General features: G+C 62.3%; 15 protein-coding genes. 4 read left to right on the top strand and 11 right to left on the bottom strand.

Annotation, left to right across the window (positions count from 1 at the left end; genetic code table 11):
• Positions 1–4: 4 nt before the first annotated feature.
• Positions 5–1,249 (bottom strand): O-antigen ligase family protein, encoded by a 1,245-nt coding sequence (locus KF827_RS11420; RefSeq protein ID WP_291005185.1) that lies wholly within the window; start codon positions 1,247–1,249, stop codon positions 5–7.
• A gap of 23 nt (positions 1,250–1,272) precedes the next feature.
• Positions 1,273–1,623 carry a hypothetical protein gene (locus KF827_RS11415; protein ID WP_291005182.1) on the bottom strand — a complete coding sequence of 117 codons (351 nt, stop codon included), beginning with the start codon at positions 1,621–1,623 and terminating at the stop codon, positions 1,273–1,275.
• 230 nt (positions 1,624–1,853) lie between these two features.
• Between KF827_RS11415 and KF827_RS11410 the strand changes: the two genes are divergently transcribed.
• Positions 1,854–2,846 (top strand): NAD(P)-dependent oxidoreductase, encoded by a 993-nt coding sequence (locus KF827_RS11410; protein WP_291005179.1) that lies wholly within the window; start codon positions 1,854–1,856, stop codon positions 2,844–2,846.
• A gap of 12 nt (positions 2,847–2,858) precedes the next feature.
• The gene (locus KF827_RS11405) at positions 2,859–3,974 is read left to right on the top strand and encodes a DegT/DnrJ/EryC1/StrS family aminotransferase (RefSeq protein ID WP_291005176.1); all 1,116 of its coding nucleotides are present in this window, start codon (positions 2,859–2,861) and stop codon (positions 3,972–3,974) included.
• A 130-nt stretch (positions 3,975–4,104) separates the two neighbouring features.
• Here KF827_RS11405 and KF827_RS11400 read toward each other — a convergent pair whose 3' ends face one another.
• From KF827_RS11400 to KF827_RS11390, 3 genes are read right to left on the bottom strand one after another with little or no spacing between them, the layout of a single operon-like run.
• Positions 4,105–4,452, bottom strand: a complete 348-nt coding sequence (locus tag KF827_RS11400; protein WP_291005173.1) for an SMR family transporter — start codon at positions 4,450–4,452, stop codon at positions 4,105–4,107.
• Positions 4,449–5,480 (bottom strand): glycosyltransferase family 2 protein, encoded by a 1,032-nt coding sequence (locus KF827_RS11395; protein WP_291005170.1) that lies wholly within the window; start codon positions 5,478–5,480, stop codon positions 4,449–4,451. Before KF827_RS11395 ends, KF827_RS11400 begins: the two co-directional genes overlap by 4 nt.
• Positions 5,481–5,487: 7 nt before the next feature.
• Positions 5,488–6,222, bottom strand: coding sequence for a class I SAM-dependent methyltransferase (locus tag KF827_RS11390; protein ID WP_291005168.1), 735 nt, complete (start codon positions 6,220–6,222; stop codon positions 5,488–5,490).
• Positions 6,223–6,361: 139 nt separating this feature from the next.
• On the opposite strand from KF827_RS11390, the gene KF827_RS11385 reads away from it, so the two are divergent.
• A complete protein-coding gene (locus tag KF827_RS11385; RefSeq protein ID WP_291005166.1) occupies positions 6,362–8,068 on the top strand; it encodes a hypothetical protein in 1,707 nt (568 codons plus the stop codon).
• A 505-nt stretch (positions 8,069–8,573) separates the two neighbouring features.
• Positions 8,574–9,281 (top strand): hypothetical protein, encoded by a 708-nt coding sequence (locus tag KF827_RS11380; RefSeq protein WP_291005163.1) that lies wholly within the window; start codon positions 8,574–8,576, stop codon positions 9,279–9,281.
• 73 nt (positions 9,282–9,354) lie between these two features.
• Here KF827_RS11380 and KF827_RS11375 read toward each other — a convergent pair whose 3' ends face one another.
• From KF827_RS11375 to sufB, 6 genes are all read right to left on the bottom strand, one after another.
• Positions 9,355–9,699, bottom strand: coding sequence for an iron-sulfur cluster assembly accessory protein (locus KF827_RS11375; RefSeq protein ID WP_291005160.1), 345 nt, complete (start codon positions 9,697–9,699; stop codon positions 9,355–9,357).
• Positions 9,700–9,717: 18 nt separating this feature from the next.
• Positions 9,718–10,059 carry an SUF system Fe-S cluster assembly protein gene (locus KF827_RS11370; protein WP_291005156.1) on the bottom strand — a complete coding sequence of 114 codons (342 nt, stop codon included), beginning with the start codon at positions 10,057–10,059 and terminating at the stop codon, positions 9,718–9,720.
• Positions 10,059–11,285 carry a cysteine desulfurase gene (locus tag KF827_RS11365; protein ID WP_291005153.1) on the bottom strand — a complete coding sequence of 409 codons (1,227 nt, stop codon included), beginning with the start codon at positions 11,283–11,285 and terminating at the stop codon, positions 10,059–10,061. The genes KF827_RS11370 and KF827_RS11365 overlap by 1 nt, the downstream gene beginning before the upstream one ends.
• Positions 11,282–12,454 (bottom strand): Fe-S cluster assembly protein SufD, encoded by a 1,173-nt coding sequence (sufD, locus tag KF827_RS11360; RefSeq protein ID WP_291005150.1) that lies wholly within the window; start codon positions 12,452–12,454, stop codon positions 11,282–11,284. The genes KF827_RS11365 and sufD overlap by 4 nt, the downstream gene beginning before the upstream one ends.
• Positions 12,451–13,200: a Fe-S cluster assembly ATPase SufC gene (sufC, locus tag KF827_RS11355; RefSeq protein ID WP_291005320.1), complete on the bottom strand. Its 750-nt coding sequence runs from the start codon at positions 13,198–13,200 to the stop codon at positions 12,451–12,453. The genes sufD and sufC overlap by 4 nt, the downstream gene beginning before the upstream one ends.
• Positions 13,201–13,209: 9 nt before the next feature.
• A partial coding sequence (gene sufB, locus KF827_RS11350) for a Fe-S cluster assembly protein SufB (RefSeq protein ID WP_291005143.1) occupies positions 13,210–14,020 on the bottom strand: 811 nt, incomplete at its 5' end.

Raw genomic sequence — 14,020 nt, 5'->3', positions numbered from 1 at the left:
TTTTTTAAAGGGTTTTGCCGGCGGATACGCCGCGCGCCATCAGGATCATGGCGGCGGCGGACAGGCCCAGCAGGCCCACCCACCAATTCTGCCAGATGCCGAAGGCGATGCCGAAATGCACCAGGCCGGTGGCATAAAGGCCGCAGGCAGCGGCCCGTGCCGTGCGGTCCAGCGCCGGATTGAGCAGCGCGCGCCAGATCAGCACTTGCAAAGCCAGTAACAGCAGCGCGCCCGGCACGCCCAGTTCGAGCCAGATATGCAGCACACCGTTATGCGGATGGTTCGGCATATAGGTGGCCTTGCCGTAGAATACGGTTTCGCCGCCAGGCAGCGCACGCGAACCATCCAGGCCCCAGCCCAGCCAGGGCTTCTCGGCGATGCGGGCGGCGGCGAATTCCCAAATGTGCAGCCGGTGAAACATCGAGAAGCGCAATTCCGGCATCCAGCTTGTCACCCCCTCGGCGGTGAACAGCCAGCCCGGCAGCCAGGGAAATATCAGCGTGCCCAACACCGCGCTGCCGGCCAGGAAATGCACGGCGATGCGGCCCAGCGCATAAACCGCCAGCGCCATCAGCAGGCCCCACAGGATAGCCGGCAGCGCCGTCACCTGATCGCTGACATAGCCGAGCGCCACCACGGCCACCAGGATGCCGAAGGCAATCCGCGGCAGGCCGCTGGCGCGGGCAGCGAAAGCGGCCGGCCAGACCAGCAGGCAGGCGGCCACGTTGGCGCGATTCAGCATGCCGGCCGTCCATAGCTCGGGGCTGGCCCGCAACAGCCCCTCCAGGCTGCGACGGATGGCGCCGTGGCTGCCATATTCGACAAGCAGAAAACCTGCCAGCAGCAAGTAGCACCAGATTATCACCCTGGGCAGCAAGGCCGCCTCTTCCGGGTCGGCCACCGGAGCGAAACCGCCAACCGGTGCCAGGCTGGCCGCAGCCAGCAGGCCAATCACGGCAATCCCCACCGCGCTGATGCCGCGTATGGCCTCCAGGCTGCCCTTGGGATCCACCGCCCAGAGCGCGCTGGCAAAAGCCAGCAGCAGAATGCCGAACAGGATCAGGCTGGCCGGCAGCAGCATGGCCTGGCGCAACAGGCCGGCACGGGCCAGCAATATCCAGGCGGCCAATCCGCCCAGCCCGGCCAGCGGCGCCAGGCCAGGCGCCGAAAGCGGCACCATCAGGCAGGCGCCCGCCATCGTGAGGGCGACAGGACAGGCCAGAAGCGTTTTGCGGATTTCGATATGCACGGCCTATGCTCTGGGCTGTAGCTTCAAAAGATGATTGCGCCAGAGAAGTTGTCTGATTCCGGCAGGTTGGGCTTTGCCTCGGCCGCCGTGCGGCTGATCGCGGTGCAGGCATAGGTGGCCCGGGCCGGCGCCGAGAGCGAGCAGCGCTCCAGGTCGCTGCCGTTGTAGCGCAATTGCGGATTGGCGCAATGCTGGCGCACCAGGGCGGTGAGGGATTCCGGCGTATGCAGCACCTTGTTGTAGCAGATCGAGAACAGCGCCTGCTGGGTCTGCTTGTCCACGGTCTGATTGGCCACCGTGATGAAATAGGGATCGGTCAGCCCCTGGCTGGCACAGCCGGAAAGGCCGAACATGCCGATGGCGGCCAGGCCCATCGTTGCGATGGTTCGGCGGGATATCTTCCAGGGGCAAAGCATCGGCGGCACTTTGCCGTGCCCGGCGGTTCTATTCAAGAGCGGGCATGGCCATTCGGCCCCAGCCCTGGCATTTAATGCCCTAATAGCGCCATAATCAGCCCCTGTTGTAAGGCAGTTACCCCAGCCGGGGTATACGCAATGCGCCTGGCCGCACAGCCAGGCTTGAGAGAGTGTCGGTGGCAGTCAACATGGCTTACGATTCTGCATTCTGGCGTGGCCTGCCGGTGTTGGTCACCGGCGGCGCGGGCTTCATCGGATCCAACCTGGCGCGGCGGCTGGCCGATCTGGGCGCCGAGGTAACGGTGGTGGACCGCATGCTGGCGGGCTATGGCGCCAATCCCTACAACCTCTCGCAGCCATCGCGGCCGATCGCGCTGATCGAGGCCGATATCGGCGCCGACAATGCCATCCAGCAAGCCGTGGCCGCCGCGAAGGTGATTTTCAACTTCGCGGGGCAGACCTCGCATATGGATTCGATGCAGCAGCCGCTGGAAGACATGGCGCTGAACCAGGTGGCCAATCTGCGCTTCATCGAACTGGTGCGGCGCGTGAACCCGACAGCCCGCATGGTGTTTTCCAGCACCCGGCAATTCTACGGCGCGCCGCGCTATCTGCCGGTGGATGAAAACCATCCGCTCAACCCGCCCGACATAAACGGCATCCACAAGCTGGCCGCCGAGCAGTATCACACGCTGTATGCCAAGGTGTATGGCATGCCGATCACCGCGCTGCGGCTGACCAACGTGTATGGTCCGCGCATGCGTATCCGCGATGCCAAGCAGACCTTCCTCGGCATCTGGATCCGCCATGTGATCGAGAATGGCACCTTCGAAGTATGGGGCGGCACCCAGCGGCGCGATTTCAGCTATGTGGAAGATCTGGTGGAAGCGGCGCTGCATTGCGCCCAGGCCGAAGCCACCATCGGCAAGGTCTACAATATCGGCGGGCATCCCTCGATCACTCTGGACGACCTGGCCGACCTGCTGGTGAAGCTGGCCGGGTCTGGCCGTTTCCTGCGCAAGGAATTTCCCGCCGAACGCAAGAAGATCGACATCGGCGATTATTATTGCGACGACAGCGCCTTCCGCACTGCCAGCGGCTGGCAGCCACGTTTCAGCCTGGAAGACGGCCTGCTGCGCACGCTTGAATTCTATCACGCCAATACGGCGTTCTATCTGTAAGGCAAACACACGATGATTCCGCAGACCGATCCGAAGGCCGGCTATCTGGCGCAGCGCGCCGAAATCGATGCCGCGATCCAGCGTGTGCTGGATGGCGGGCGCTATATCCTGGGCGAGGAAGTGGCAGCCTTCGAGCGCGAATTCGCCGCCTTCGCCGATGCCCGCCATGGCATTGCCGTGGCCAGCGGCACCGATGCATTGATCCTGGCGCTGCGTGCGCTGGATATCGGCCCCGGCGATTGCGTCATCACCGTCTCGCACACCGCCGTCGCCACCGTGGCCGCCATCGAACTCACCGGCGCACAGGCTTTGCTGCTGGATGTGGATGCCAGCTATGGCCTGGATCCGGCGCAACTGGAAGCCACGCTGAACGCCTGGCCCGCAACTGCCGCCAGGCCGAAAGCCATCATCCCGGTGCATCTCTACGGCCAGGCCGCCGACATGCCGGCGATTGCCGCCATCGCCGAAAAGCATGGCCTCGCCATCCTGGAAGACGGCTCGCAGGCGCATGGCGCCAGGCTGAACGGCATCGGCATCGGCCATTGGGGCAAGCTTTCCGCCTACAGCCTGTATCCCACCAAGAATCTCGGCGCCATCGGCGATGGCGGCATCATCACCACCGACGATGCCGCATTGGATGCCCGGCTGCGCGAGTTGCGCGAATATGGCTGGCGCGAGCGCTATGTGAGCGCCATCAGCGGCATGAACAGCCGGCTCGATCCGCTGCAAGCCGCCATCCTGCGGGTGAAGCTGACGCGGTTGCAGGTCGATACCGACCGCCGCCGCGCCATCGCCGCGCGTTACGATGCCGGCCTGGCCGATGTGAAGGCGATCAGCCTGCCGCGCACCCGGCCCGGCGCCATGCCGGTGTACCATCAATACGTGATCGAAACCGAAAACCGCGAGGCCCTGCGCACCAAACTGAGCGAGCGCGGCGTGAGCACGCTGGTGCATTATCCGGTGCCGGTACATCTGCAGCCGGCCTATCTGGGCCGCGTGCCGCTGGGTGTGGGTGGCCTGAAGCGCACCGAGGCGGCCGCCTTGCGCGTGATCAGCCTGCCGATGTTTCCGCAGCTATCCGACGCCCAGGTGGACCAGGTGATCGCGGCCGTAAGGGCCAGTGTTTAGGCGGCCAAATTCACTAGAGGGCTTTCAATCGTCAGCCTCGCACTTGTTGCGAGGGTCCATGCCTGACGCCGCAAAGCTGTTCAACAATGGATGCCCGTAACAAGTACGGGCATGACGCATAGAGAAGACGTCAGGCCGTGCGCACCACCAGGATCACGCCGGCGCAGATCAATGCGATACCGAGCAGCTTGGCCACGCCCAACGGTTCGTCGAACAGCCAATAGGCCGCCAGCGCCACCACCACATAGCTGAGCGACACGGCGGGAAACGCCACCGAAACCGGCAGTTTGCGCAGGGCGAACATGTAGCAGATGGCGGCGGCGAAATAGAGCGCCAGGCCGATGATGGATTGCGGCGCCAGGAATTGCCCGATCAGGCTTTCCGAACCCGCGCCGGATTTCAGCAGCATCTGCCCAGCCACACCGAGCAGGATGCCGGCAGCCAGAACCACATAGACCAGCGTCATGCCCGCCATCATGCCTGGCTCCCGGGTTGTTCGGCCTTGGCATTGCGCGTTACATCGCGCACGCTTGCTTTCTCATTGCGCGTTACATCGCGCACGGTAAATTGCGGCCGGTCGTTGATGGTGATGAACATGCGGCCGAGATATTCGCCCACCAGGCCCAGCATGATCAACTGCACGCCGGCCAGCAGCAGCACCGCCGACATCAGCGAGGCCCAGCCCGCAGGCGTGGCGCTGGAGATCATTGCCTCGATCAGCACCACGAGAAAGCCGAGCACGCCCAGGCCGGCCATGGCCACGCCGATCAGCGTGCCGACCCGCAGCGGGATCACCGAGAAATTCAGGAACATCGACAGGAACAGGCGCAGCAGGCGCGGCAAGGTGTAGTTGCTGCGGCCCTCGGCGCGCGCCAGATGGCTGACCTGCAGGCGGCCGATCTTCTGGGTGATCTGCATGATCAGGCCATCCACATAAGGGAACGGCCCGTTATGGCGCGTCACCTCGCGCGCCACGAAGGCGCTGATGCAGCGGAAACTGGAGAGATACAGGCCCTTGGGCTTGTCGAGCAGGTAATCCGCGCACCAGTTGGTGAAGCGGCTGCCGAGATTGCGCCAGGCCTCGTGCTGCTTCTCGGCATAGTAAGTGTAGACCACGTCATACTGGTTGGCGGCGGCATGGTGCCACAGCCGCAACACTTCCTCGGGCGGGTTCTGCAGATCGTCGTCCATGGTGATGATATAGGCGCCGCGGGCATGGCTCAGGCCCGCCATCACCGCGTTATGCTCGCCGTAATTCCGCGACAGGTTCACCACCGTCAGCGCCACGCTGTTGGCGGCGCAGAGCGCGCGGCAGACATCGAGGGAATTGTCGGGGCTGCAATCGTTGACCAGCACGATCTCCAGGCCGCCGCCCTGCACTCCATCGGCATCGACGATGGGCGGCACGTCCAGGCCGGCCAGCGCCTCCACCAGGGTGGGCACGCTGCTGGCGCCGTTATAGACCGGCACCACGATGGAGAGGTTGAAGGCTGGTTGTGGATTCATTGCTGCCTCAAGATGGCTTCTGCGCCAGTAACCAGACCGAGCCGCCGAACGGCAGCCGGATATTCATACCATGCAGCCGGCGTTCCAGCGCGGTAACCGCGAACAGCGACGCATCCAGCCAGGGCGGATAGGCCTGCACATCGCTGCTCTGCTTGGTGCCGGATGTAAGCCGGTGCAGCAGCATTAGAGGAAACAGCAGGCTGTTCCAATAGCCGGCGCGCACCGGCGCGAAACCGGCCGCAAGCGCTTCAGCCTTGGCCCCCGAGGCCGTGTAGCGCCGGGCGTTATGCACGTGGCGGTCATGGGCCGAAGCCATCCAGCCATAGGCCGGCAGATTGAGCAGCAGCCAGCCGCCCGGCTTCAGGCAGCGCAACCATTCCGCCCAGGCCTGACCGGGCTGCACCCCGGCATGGCAAAGCACATCGGCCGAAACGATGGCATCGAAACTGGCCGGGGCATAAGGCAGGGCATTCACCGAACCCACCACCACCGGGCGGCCGGATTTCTGCCGCGCCAGGGCGGCGGCCTCGGGATCGAATTCCACGCCTTCGGGCGCCAGGCCGGGCAATGCGTCGTTCAGGTAGCGCAGCAGGCCGCCAGTGCCGCAGCCGGCATCCAGCAGCCGGGCGCCGGCCGGCAGCCGCAATCCCGCCAGATCGGCCGCCAAATGGGCATGAAGGGCGCGATACCACCACATCGCCGCCTCCAATTCCGCCATCCGATAATATTCATCGCGCTCCATGGCGCCGGATTCCCTTGATTCTCGCCGTAGTGAATGCTTTACCAATGCGCGCCAAACTCGCCGCACCGCCTGAAACTCCGGCCCGGGAACCGCCCGGCCCGGAAAACCGGCGCCCCCGGAAACCGGCGACGGAACCGTTATGACCGAAAGCCACGCCGCCGAAAAGCCGTCTGCTGCCGCACCGCAGCACCGGCAACAAGCCCAGGAGCAGATATCGCCGCCCTTGAAATGGGCGAGCGGGCTGGATTGGCCGCGCCTGCTGCATGGTTTTCTGATCGCGCTGTGCTGCCTGTGGATCGTCGGCTACTTCTTCCCGCCGATCAACCACGATACGGCGGTGCTGCTCTATATCGCCAAGGTGTGGCTGGGCGGCGGCAAGCTCTATGTCGATGCCATCGACATGAACACCCCGCTGGTCTTCGTGCTGCATCTGCTGCCCGAGCTGCTGTCGAAGCTGACCGGCCTGCAGGGCGCCACCATGCTGGTGGCCTGCCTGGGCCTGGGCATCGCCGCCAGCTTCATCGCCTGCCGCCGCGTATTGTCGGGCAGCCTGGATCCCGATCACGCCACATCGGATGCGCTGCTGCCGCTGCTGCTGCTGTTTCTGCTGATCGTGTATCCCAACAATGCCTTCGGCCAGCGCGAACACATCATGCTGGTGCTGGCCATGCCGTATCTGCTGATCGCCTCGGGCCGTGCCCAGGGCGAAGTGCTGAGCTTCCGGCTGCGGCTGCTATCGGGCCTGGCCGCCGGGCTGGGCTTTGCGATGAAACCGTATTTCATCGGCATTCCGGCGCTGGTGGAATGCTATGTGCTGGTGCGCACCGCGCGGCGGGAAAGCCTGCGCAGCGCCCTGAACGATCCCGCCCCCTGGGCGATGCTGGCCATCGGCGTGGCGCATGCGCTGTTCGCCGTGTTCGTGACGCCGGAATATTTCAGCATCGCGCTGCCGATCGCTGCCGAGTTCTACAGCGAGGTGAGCAACTGGAGCTGGATCGATCTGGCGCTGAACCAGCATGTAGGCCCGCCCACTTTCGCGCTGCCCTTCTTGGGCATCCTGGCCTGGTTCGTGCTGCGCTCGGATCTGGCGCGGGTGATCTGGCTGGCCGGCATCGGCGGCCTGATCTCGGCCTATGCCCAGGGCAAGGGCTGGCCCTACCAGGTGTTGCCGGCGCAGGTTTTCACCCTGCTGCTGGCCGGCGTGATCATCGCCCATGTGATGGATCATCAGATCTGGCCGCGCCATATCCGCGGCCGGCAGCAAGACACCATCGCCGGCCAGAATCCCAAAAGCGCGCCGCGCCTGTTTGCCGCCGTGTTGATGGTGCTGGTGTTCTACCAGGAAAGCCTGCATGCCCGGCCGTTCTTCAAGCAGCAGGAATATGCCGCCTCCGAAATGCCCACCCTGCTGCATATCCTGAAGCAGGAGGCCTATAACGGCCGCGTGCTGGTGCTCTCGCCCGGCATCTATCCGCATTTCCCGCTGCTGAATTATGCCGATATGCGCATGACCATGCGCTTTGAAAGCATGTGGGTGCTGCAGGGCGCCTATGCCGGCTGCGACGAATTCGCGCCGCTGTATAATCCGCCCGAAGCGATGACCCGCGCCGAGGCTTTCGTGTTCCGCTCGGTGGCGGAGGATTTCTACAAGAAGAAGCCGTCGCTCCTGATCGTGGACAAGGTGGCCGGCATCCCGCGCTGCCAGGGCGATACATTCGACTATCTGGAATATTTCATGCGCAATCCGCTCTTCGCCAAGCGCTTCGAGGATTACGACCTGTTCATGGATTTCGACCGCTACATGATCTACAAGCGCCGCCAGCATCCGCATAAGCCGGCAGGCTGATACATTGTAGGCAAGGCAAGGCGAGACTGCTCCCAACCACCGCCAAGCTTGTCCCGGCGGTCCATGCAGGCCGCTGAAATCAACATCAGCTCGTATGGCAGGCGGGGCTGCACCACTTGCAGCCGTTCGATTGGGGATATGTCAATCTTGCTTGAACAACTGCGCCGTGACAGGTCACAAAGTCTCCTAAATAAAGCCTGTTATGCGCGGCGGGTAAATATGTGCAGCTATCAGTATGGACTTCGTGGTCCCCATTCGCTTGAGCATTCTTGTTCACATAATAATTGGTCATTCAGCTCTCCCCAGAGCGAGCGCAACACCCCTATAAGGGCCTTCGCGCGAGATAACAGAAAGCGACTCGACTGTTTGTGAATTATACACCATTAAGAGTATAAGTATAACATATATTTCTATTTTAGATGCCGCGCATTATTGGTCTCGCCTATAACCTGCATACAACTTTATGCTCCATTACAACGATCTCAGCGCTTGGAGAGAGCAATCCATGAAGCCAAAGATCACGCTACTGGCAATAGCAGCTATCATTGCCATTCTCGGCGGGGGCCAGGATGCCTACACACAGGATACGAGGCTATCGCGCAATTGTAAGCTCTATCCTCATTCCCTGCTGTGCTTAGGCTATGACCTAGAAACCGCAAAGAAACTTCTTGCTGACGAAGAAATTGAACGCCAAAAGGCAGCCGCAGAATTCAGGCGGAGCGATGCCGAAAGAACCCAAGCAGAAACAATCGCTCGCCAGGCGCCTGCTGGAAAGAATGAATACGGCCCTGAAAGCGCTGTAATTAGTAATTGGGAAATTATCTGCACACGCGACAAGATCACAGATAAATCGCAATGCTTTATGGCTACAAATCTATATCACGAAAGTATGCACAGAAGTTTAGGTCGTCTTTTGGTTCTGGTTGGACGCGGAAAAGACGATACAACTTTGTTGCTTTCGCCTGATATCAAGCCGATATCAAACCAACTTTATCGAATAGATACCAATGAGGCATTGCAGTTCGATCAATGTTCAGAGTCTTATTGCACGATCGTTCTGCGCCAAGAACAGACGGCATGGAAGCAAATACATCAGGGAGAAATTTTACTTACAAAACCTAGCGGTCTATTTCTTTCCGCAAAAATTTCGCGCTTTGCAGAAGCTTACGCCGAATTCATACGATTGCGGAAAAGATGGGGAGTAGAGGACTGAATTTAACGGCTTCTTGATTATTCAAAGCTGCCCAACTACCATCGCCGATCCGAAACACTCCCCGCCTGAATGACTATACGTGGAAGCTTTCGCCGCAGCCGCAGCGGCCTTTTTCGTTGGGATTGCGGAACACGAAGCCGGCTTGCAGCTTGTCTTCCACCCAGTCGATCTCGGTGCCGAACAGGAACATCTGCGCCTTCGGGTCGATCAGCACAGTGACGCCCTTATCCTCGATCACCTCGTCGAACTTGCCCTTCTCTTCGGCATAGCTGACATCGTAGGCCATGCCCGAACAGCCGCGCGACTTGATACCTATGCGCAAGCCCACCACGGGCTTGTCGCTTTTGGCCATCAGGGCGCGCACGCGGTCGGCGGCTGCGTCGGTGAGGGTGACAGGTTTGGGTAATACGCGTGCCATGGTTTCAGCCTCGTATTCTCACATGATGCCCAGTTCGAGCCGGGCCGCCTCGGACATATGCTCCTGCGTCCATGGCGGATCCCACACCACTTCCACAACCACTTCGCCGATGCCGTCGATGGACCGCACCTTCTGCTCCACTTCCGCCGGCATGGATTGCGCCGCCGGGCAATTGGGCGAGGTGAGCGTCATCTCCACCAGCACATCCATGCCGGCGGTGACATCCACGTTATAAATCAGCCCCAGCTCAAAGATGTTGACCGGGATTTCCGGGTCGAACACCGTGCGAATCTGGTCGACCACCTTCTCCCGCATCTCGTCGGGGCTGACACTTGTCGTCGCCTGCTGCTGCGCGTCCATCAGCCGAAAATCTCCATCACCCGCCGCAACCCGTCGCAAAGCGCATCCACCTCTGCCCGGGTGTTGTACATGCCGAAACTGGCCCGCACCGTGGCGGGCACGTTATACCGCTCCATCACCGGATGGGCGCAATGCTGGCCAACCCGCACGGCGATGCCTTCGCGGTCCAATATGGTGCCGATATCGTGCGGGTGAATACCCCCCAGCACAAAAGAGATCACCCCGGCCTTGCCCGGCGCGGTGCCGACGATACGCAAGCTGTTGATCGCACTCAGCCGCCTTGTGGCGTATTCGGTCAGGTCATGCTCGTGCGCCGCGATGGCATCCAGGCCCACCGATTGCACATAGTCAATCGCGGCGGCCAGACCGACGGCCTCCACGAAAGCCGGTGTGCCGGCCTCGAATTTATGCGGCAGGTCGGCCCATTCGCTTTTCTCGAAAGTGACCGACAGGATCATGTCGCCGCCGCCCTGCCAGGGCGGCATGGCCTCCAGCAAGGCCGCCTTGCCATACAGCACGCCGATGCCGGTGGGGCCATACAGCTTATGCCCGGTGAAGACATAGAAATCCGCATCCAGCGCCTGCATGTCCACCGGCATATGCTGCACGGCCTGGCTGCCATCGATCAGCACCTTGGCGCCGCGCGCATGGGCCAGCTTGATCGCCTCGGCCACCGGCAGCACCGTGCCCAGCGTGTTGGACACATGCGCCATGCCGACCAGCTTCACCCGGTCGGTGAGCAGCTTGTCGAATTCGTCCCAGATCAACTGGCCGTCATCGTCGATCGGCGCCACTTTCAGCACGATGCCGTGGCGGTCGCGCAGCAATTGCCAGGGCACGATATTGGCGTGATGCTCCAGATGGGTGATCAGCACCTCGTCGCCCGGCTTGAGCATGCCCCAGCCGTAGGAATTGGCCACCAGGTTGATCGCCTCGGTGGAATTGCGGGTGAAGATCACCTCGCGGGTTTCGGCCGCGTTGATGAAACGCCGCACGGTTTCGCGCGCCGCCTCGAAGGCATCGGTGGCATCCTGGCTCAGGCGATAGATGCCGCGATGCACATTGGCGTAATGCTTTTCATACGCCTTGGTCATCGCCTCCAGCACCTGGCGCGGCTTCTGCGCGCTGGCGCCGCTATCCAGAAACACCAGCGGCTTGCCGTAAACCGTCTCGTTCAGGATCGGGAAGTCGGCGCGGATACGGGCGATATCGAAAGCGGCATTCATGCGGCAGACCCCAGGCCATGCGCAACGGCATCGGCAAACGGCGCCCGCAGCGCGTCGTCTTCCAATGCCTGGGTGATTTCCTCGGCAAAGCCTTGCAGCAGCAGGCGGCGCGCGGTTTCGGCGGGAATGCCGCGCGCCTGCATGTAAAACAGCATGCCCGCATCCAGGTCGCCCACCGTGGCGCCATGGCTGCAGCTTACATCATCGGCCAGAATCTCAAGCTCTGGCTTGGTATCCACCTGGGCTTCATCGGAGAGCAGCAGGGTGCGGCAAAGCTGTTGGGCATCGGTGCGCTGGGCGCCGGGCGCCACGCGTATGCGGCCCTGGAAAACCGCATGGCCGGCCTCGTCCACCGCATTCTTGAAAAGCTGCGCCGAACGGCAATGGGCAGCGGCATGTTCCAGCCGCAGCGAATGATCGAGATGGCCATCGCCGCGCGGCAAGGCCAGGCCGGAAATATCGGCTTCCGCCGCCTCGCCCGCCAGGCAGACCTGCATTTCATGGCGCGCCAAGCCGGCGCCGGCAAGCAGCGAGGCATGGCGATAGCGCGCGCCTTGGGCCAGGTGCACATCCAGCAAGGCGGTGTGATAGGCATCCTTGCCGCCGGTTTGCAGCCGGGCATGTTCCAGCACCGCATTCTGCGCCAGCCGCAGCCGCAGCACGCCGTTATACCAGCCCGCTCCCTGATGGCTTTCCAGCAAGCTGGCCTGGGCGCCCTGCCCGAGCCGCATGAACAGCGTGATATTCTCAAGCTGGCCGGCTACGCCGCGATGCGCCAGCGTGATCGGCTGGCTCAGCTGTGCGCCCGGCGCGATATCCAGCAGCCAGGCGTTGCGCAGCAAACCGGCATTCAGCGCCGCCATAGCCGCCGATGCCGTGGTTTCCGGCATCAGCAGATCCAGCAGGCCGGGTTCGCCGGCAACGGCCTCGGCCAATGGCTTCAGGCTCGCATCTGGGGGCAACGTGCCGAACGGTGTGGCATCATTGGCGGCCAGCCGCCAATCGTTACGATCGAGATCGCCAAGGCCGGTGAATTTCCAATCCTCCAGCCGCTTATGCGGCAGGCCATGGCGCCGAAAGGCCGCAAGCCCGGCCTGGCGCAGCGGCGTAGCTGCATCCTGCGGCAGGCCGCCGGCGAGCGCGCCCAGCTTTTCGGCAAAGCCGCTCATGCCGCCTCGCCCAGAATATCGCCATAGCCCTTGGCTTCCAGCTCAAGCGCCAGTTCCTTGCCGCCGGATTTCACGATGCGGCCTTTGGCCAGCACATGCACGAAATCCGGCACGATGTAATCCAGCAAACGCTGGTAATGCGTGATCACCAGCGCCGAACGCTCGGGCCCGCGCAGGGCGTTCACGCCTTCGGCCACGATCTTCAGTGCATCGATATCCAGGCCGCTGTCGGTTTCATCCAGGATCATCATGCGGGGTTCCAGCATCAGCATCTGGAACACCTCGTTGCGCTTCTTCTCGCCGCCCGAAAAGCCGACATTCACTGGGCGTTGCAGGAATTTCTCATCCATCTGCAACTGCTTCATGCGCGCCTTGGCGGTTTTCAGAAAGCTCATCGCATCCAGTTCGGGCTGACCGCGATGCCGGCGCACGGCATTCACCGCCGAACGCAGAAACACCGCATTGGCCACGCCGGGAATCTCAACCGGATACTGGAAGGCCAGGAACAGGCCTTCGCGCGCGCGATCCTCCGCCGGCAGGCCGAGCAGGCTCTGGCCATCCAGCAGGATATCGCCATCCGTCACCTCATAGCCGTCGCGGCCGGAGAGAACATAAGACAGCGTGGACTTGCCCGAGCCATTCGGCCCCATGATGGCATGCACCTCGCCGGGCCGGATGGTGAGATCGATGCCGTTAAGGATGGCCTTGCCATCCACCGTGGCATGCAGATTGCGGATTTCCAGAATGGTACTCATTTAGCCCACCGATCCTTCAAGGCTGACGCCCAACAATTTCTGCGCCTCGACGGCGAATTCCATCGGCAGCTTCTGCAGCACTTCCTTGCAGAAACCGTTCACGATGGTGGACACCGCATCTTCCTGCGACAGGCCGCGCTGGCGGCAATAAAAAAGCTGGTCGTCGGAAATCCGCGAGGTGGTGGCTTCATGCTCCACCTTGGCGCTGCGGTTCTTCACCTCGATATACGGCACGGTATGGCCGCCGCAGCGTTCGCCGATCAGCAGGCTGTCGCATTGCGAATAATTGCGCGCATTGGCCGCCTTGCTGCTCATGCGCACCAGGCCGCGATAGGTATTCTGCGCCCGGCCGGCGGAAATGCCCTTGGAAACGATGGTGGATTTGGTGTTGGCGCCGAGATGGATCATCTTGGTGCCGGTATCGGCCTGCTGCGCATTGTTGACCACCGCCACCGAATAGAATTCGCCCACGCTGTGGTCGCCCTGCAAAATCACGCTGGGATATTTCCAGGTGATGGCCGAGCCGGTTTCCACCTGGGTCCAGGAAATCTTCGAGCGCGCACCGCGACAGGCGCCGCGCTTGGTGACGAAATTATAGATGCCGCCCTTGCCATCCTTGTCGCCGGGATACCAGTTCTGCACTGTGGCATAGCGGATTTCCGCATCCTCCAGCGCAACAAGTTCCACCACGGCGGCATGCAGCTGGTTCTCATCGCGCATCGGCGCGGTGCAGCCTTCGAGGTAGGAAACGTAAGCGCCCTTATCCACCACGATCAAGGTGCGCTCGAACTGGCCGGTCTTGGCCTCGTTG

The sequence above is a fragment of the Ferrovibrio sp. genome, from assembly GCF_019636075.1.
GTDB lineage: Bacteria > Pseudomonadota > Alphaproteobacteria > Ferrovibrionales > Ferrovibrionaceae > Ferrovibrio.
The sequence above is the reverse complement of the archived record's forward strand: the minus strand, read 5'-3'. Positions and strand labels throughout refer to the sequence as shown.

What these genes read in the sequence shown, in the direction of transcription:
- KF827_RS11415 (WP_291005182.1), bottom strand. Translation starts at nt 1,623, where the DNA reads ATGGGCCTGGCCGCCATCGGCATGTTCGGCCTTTCCGGCTGTGCCAGC.
- KF827_RS11410 (WP_291005179.1), top strand. Translation starts at nt 1,854, where the DNA reads ATGGCTTACGATTCTGCATTCTGGCGTGGCCTGCCGGTGTTGGTCACC.
- KF827_RS11405 (WP_291005176.1), top strand. Translation starts at nt 2,859, where the DNA reads ATGATTCCGCAGACCGATCCGAAGGCCGGCTATCTGGCGCAGCGCGCC.
- KF827_RS11400 (WP_291005173.1), bottom strand. Translation starts at nt 4,452, where the DNA reads ATGATGGCGGGCATGACGCTGGTCTATGTGGTTCTGGCTGCCGGCATC.
- KF827_RS11395 (WP_291005170.1), bottom strand. Translation starts at nt 5,480, where the DNA reads ATGAATCCACAACCAGCCTTCAACCTCTCCATCGTGGTGCCGGTCTAT.
- KF827_RS11390 (WP_291005168.1), bottom strand. Translation starts at nt 6,222, where the DNA reads ATGGAGCGCGATGAATATTATCGGATGGCGGAATTGGAGGCGGCGATG.
- KF827_RS11385 (WP_291005166.1), top strand. Translation starts at nt 6,362, where the DNA reads ATGACCGAAAGCCACGCCGCCGAAAAGCCGTCTGCTGCCGCACCGCAG.
- KF827_RS11380 (WP_291005163.1), top strand. Translation starts at nt 8,574, where the DNA reads ATGAAGCCAAAGATCACGCTACTGGCAATAGCAGCTATCATTGCCATT.
- KF827_RS11375 (WP_291005160.1), bottom strand. Translation starts at nt 9,699, where the DNA reads ATGGCACGCGTATTACCCAAACCTGTCACCCTCACCGACGCAGCCGCC.
- KF827_RS11370 (WP_291005156.1), bottom strand. Translation starts at nt 10,059, where the DNA reads ATGGACGCGCAGCAGCAGGCGACGACAAGTGTCAGCCCCGACGAGATG.
- KF827_RS11365 (WP_291005153.1), bottom strand. Translation starts at nt 11,285, where the DNA reads ATGAATGCCGCTTTCGATATCGCCCGTATCCGCGCCGACTTCCCGATC.
- sufD (WP_291005150.1), bottom strand. Translation starts at nt 12,454, where the DNA reads ATGAGCGGCTTTGCCGAAAAGCTGGGCGCGCTCGCCGGCGGCCTGCCG.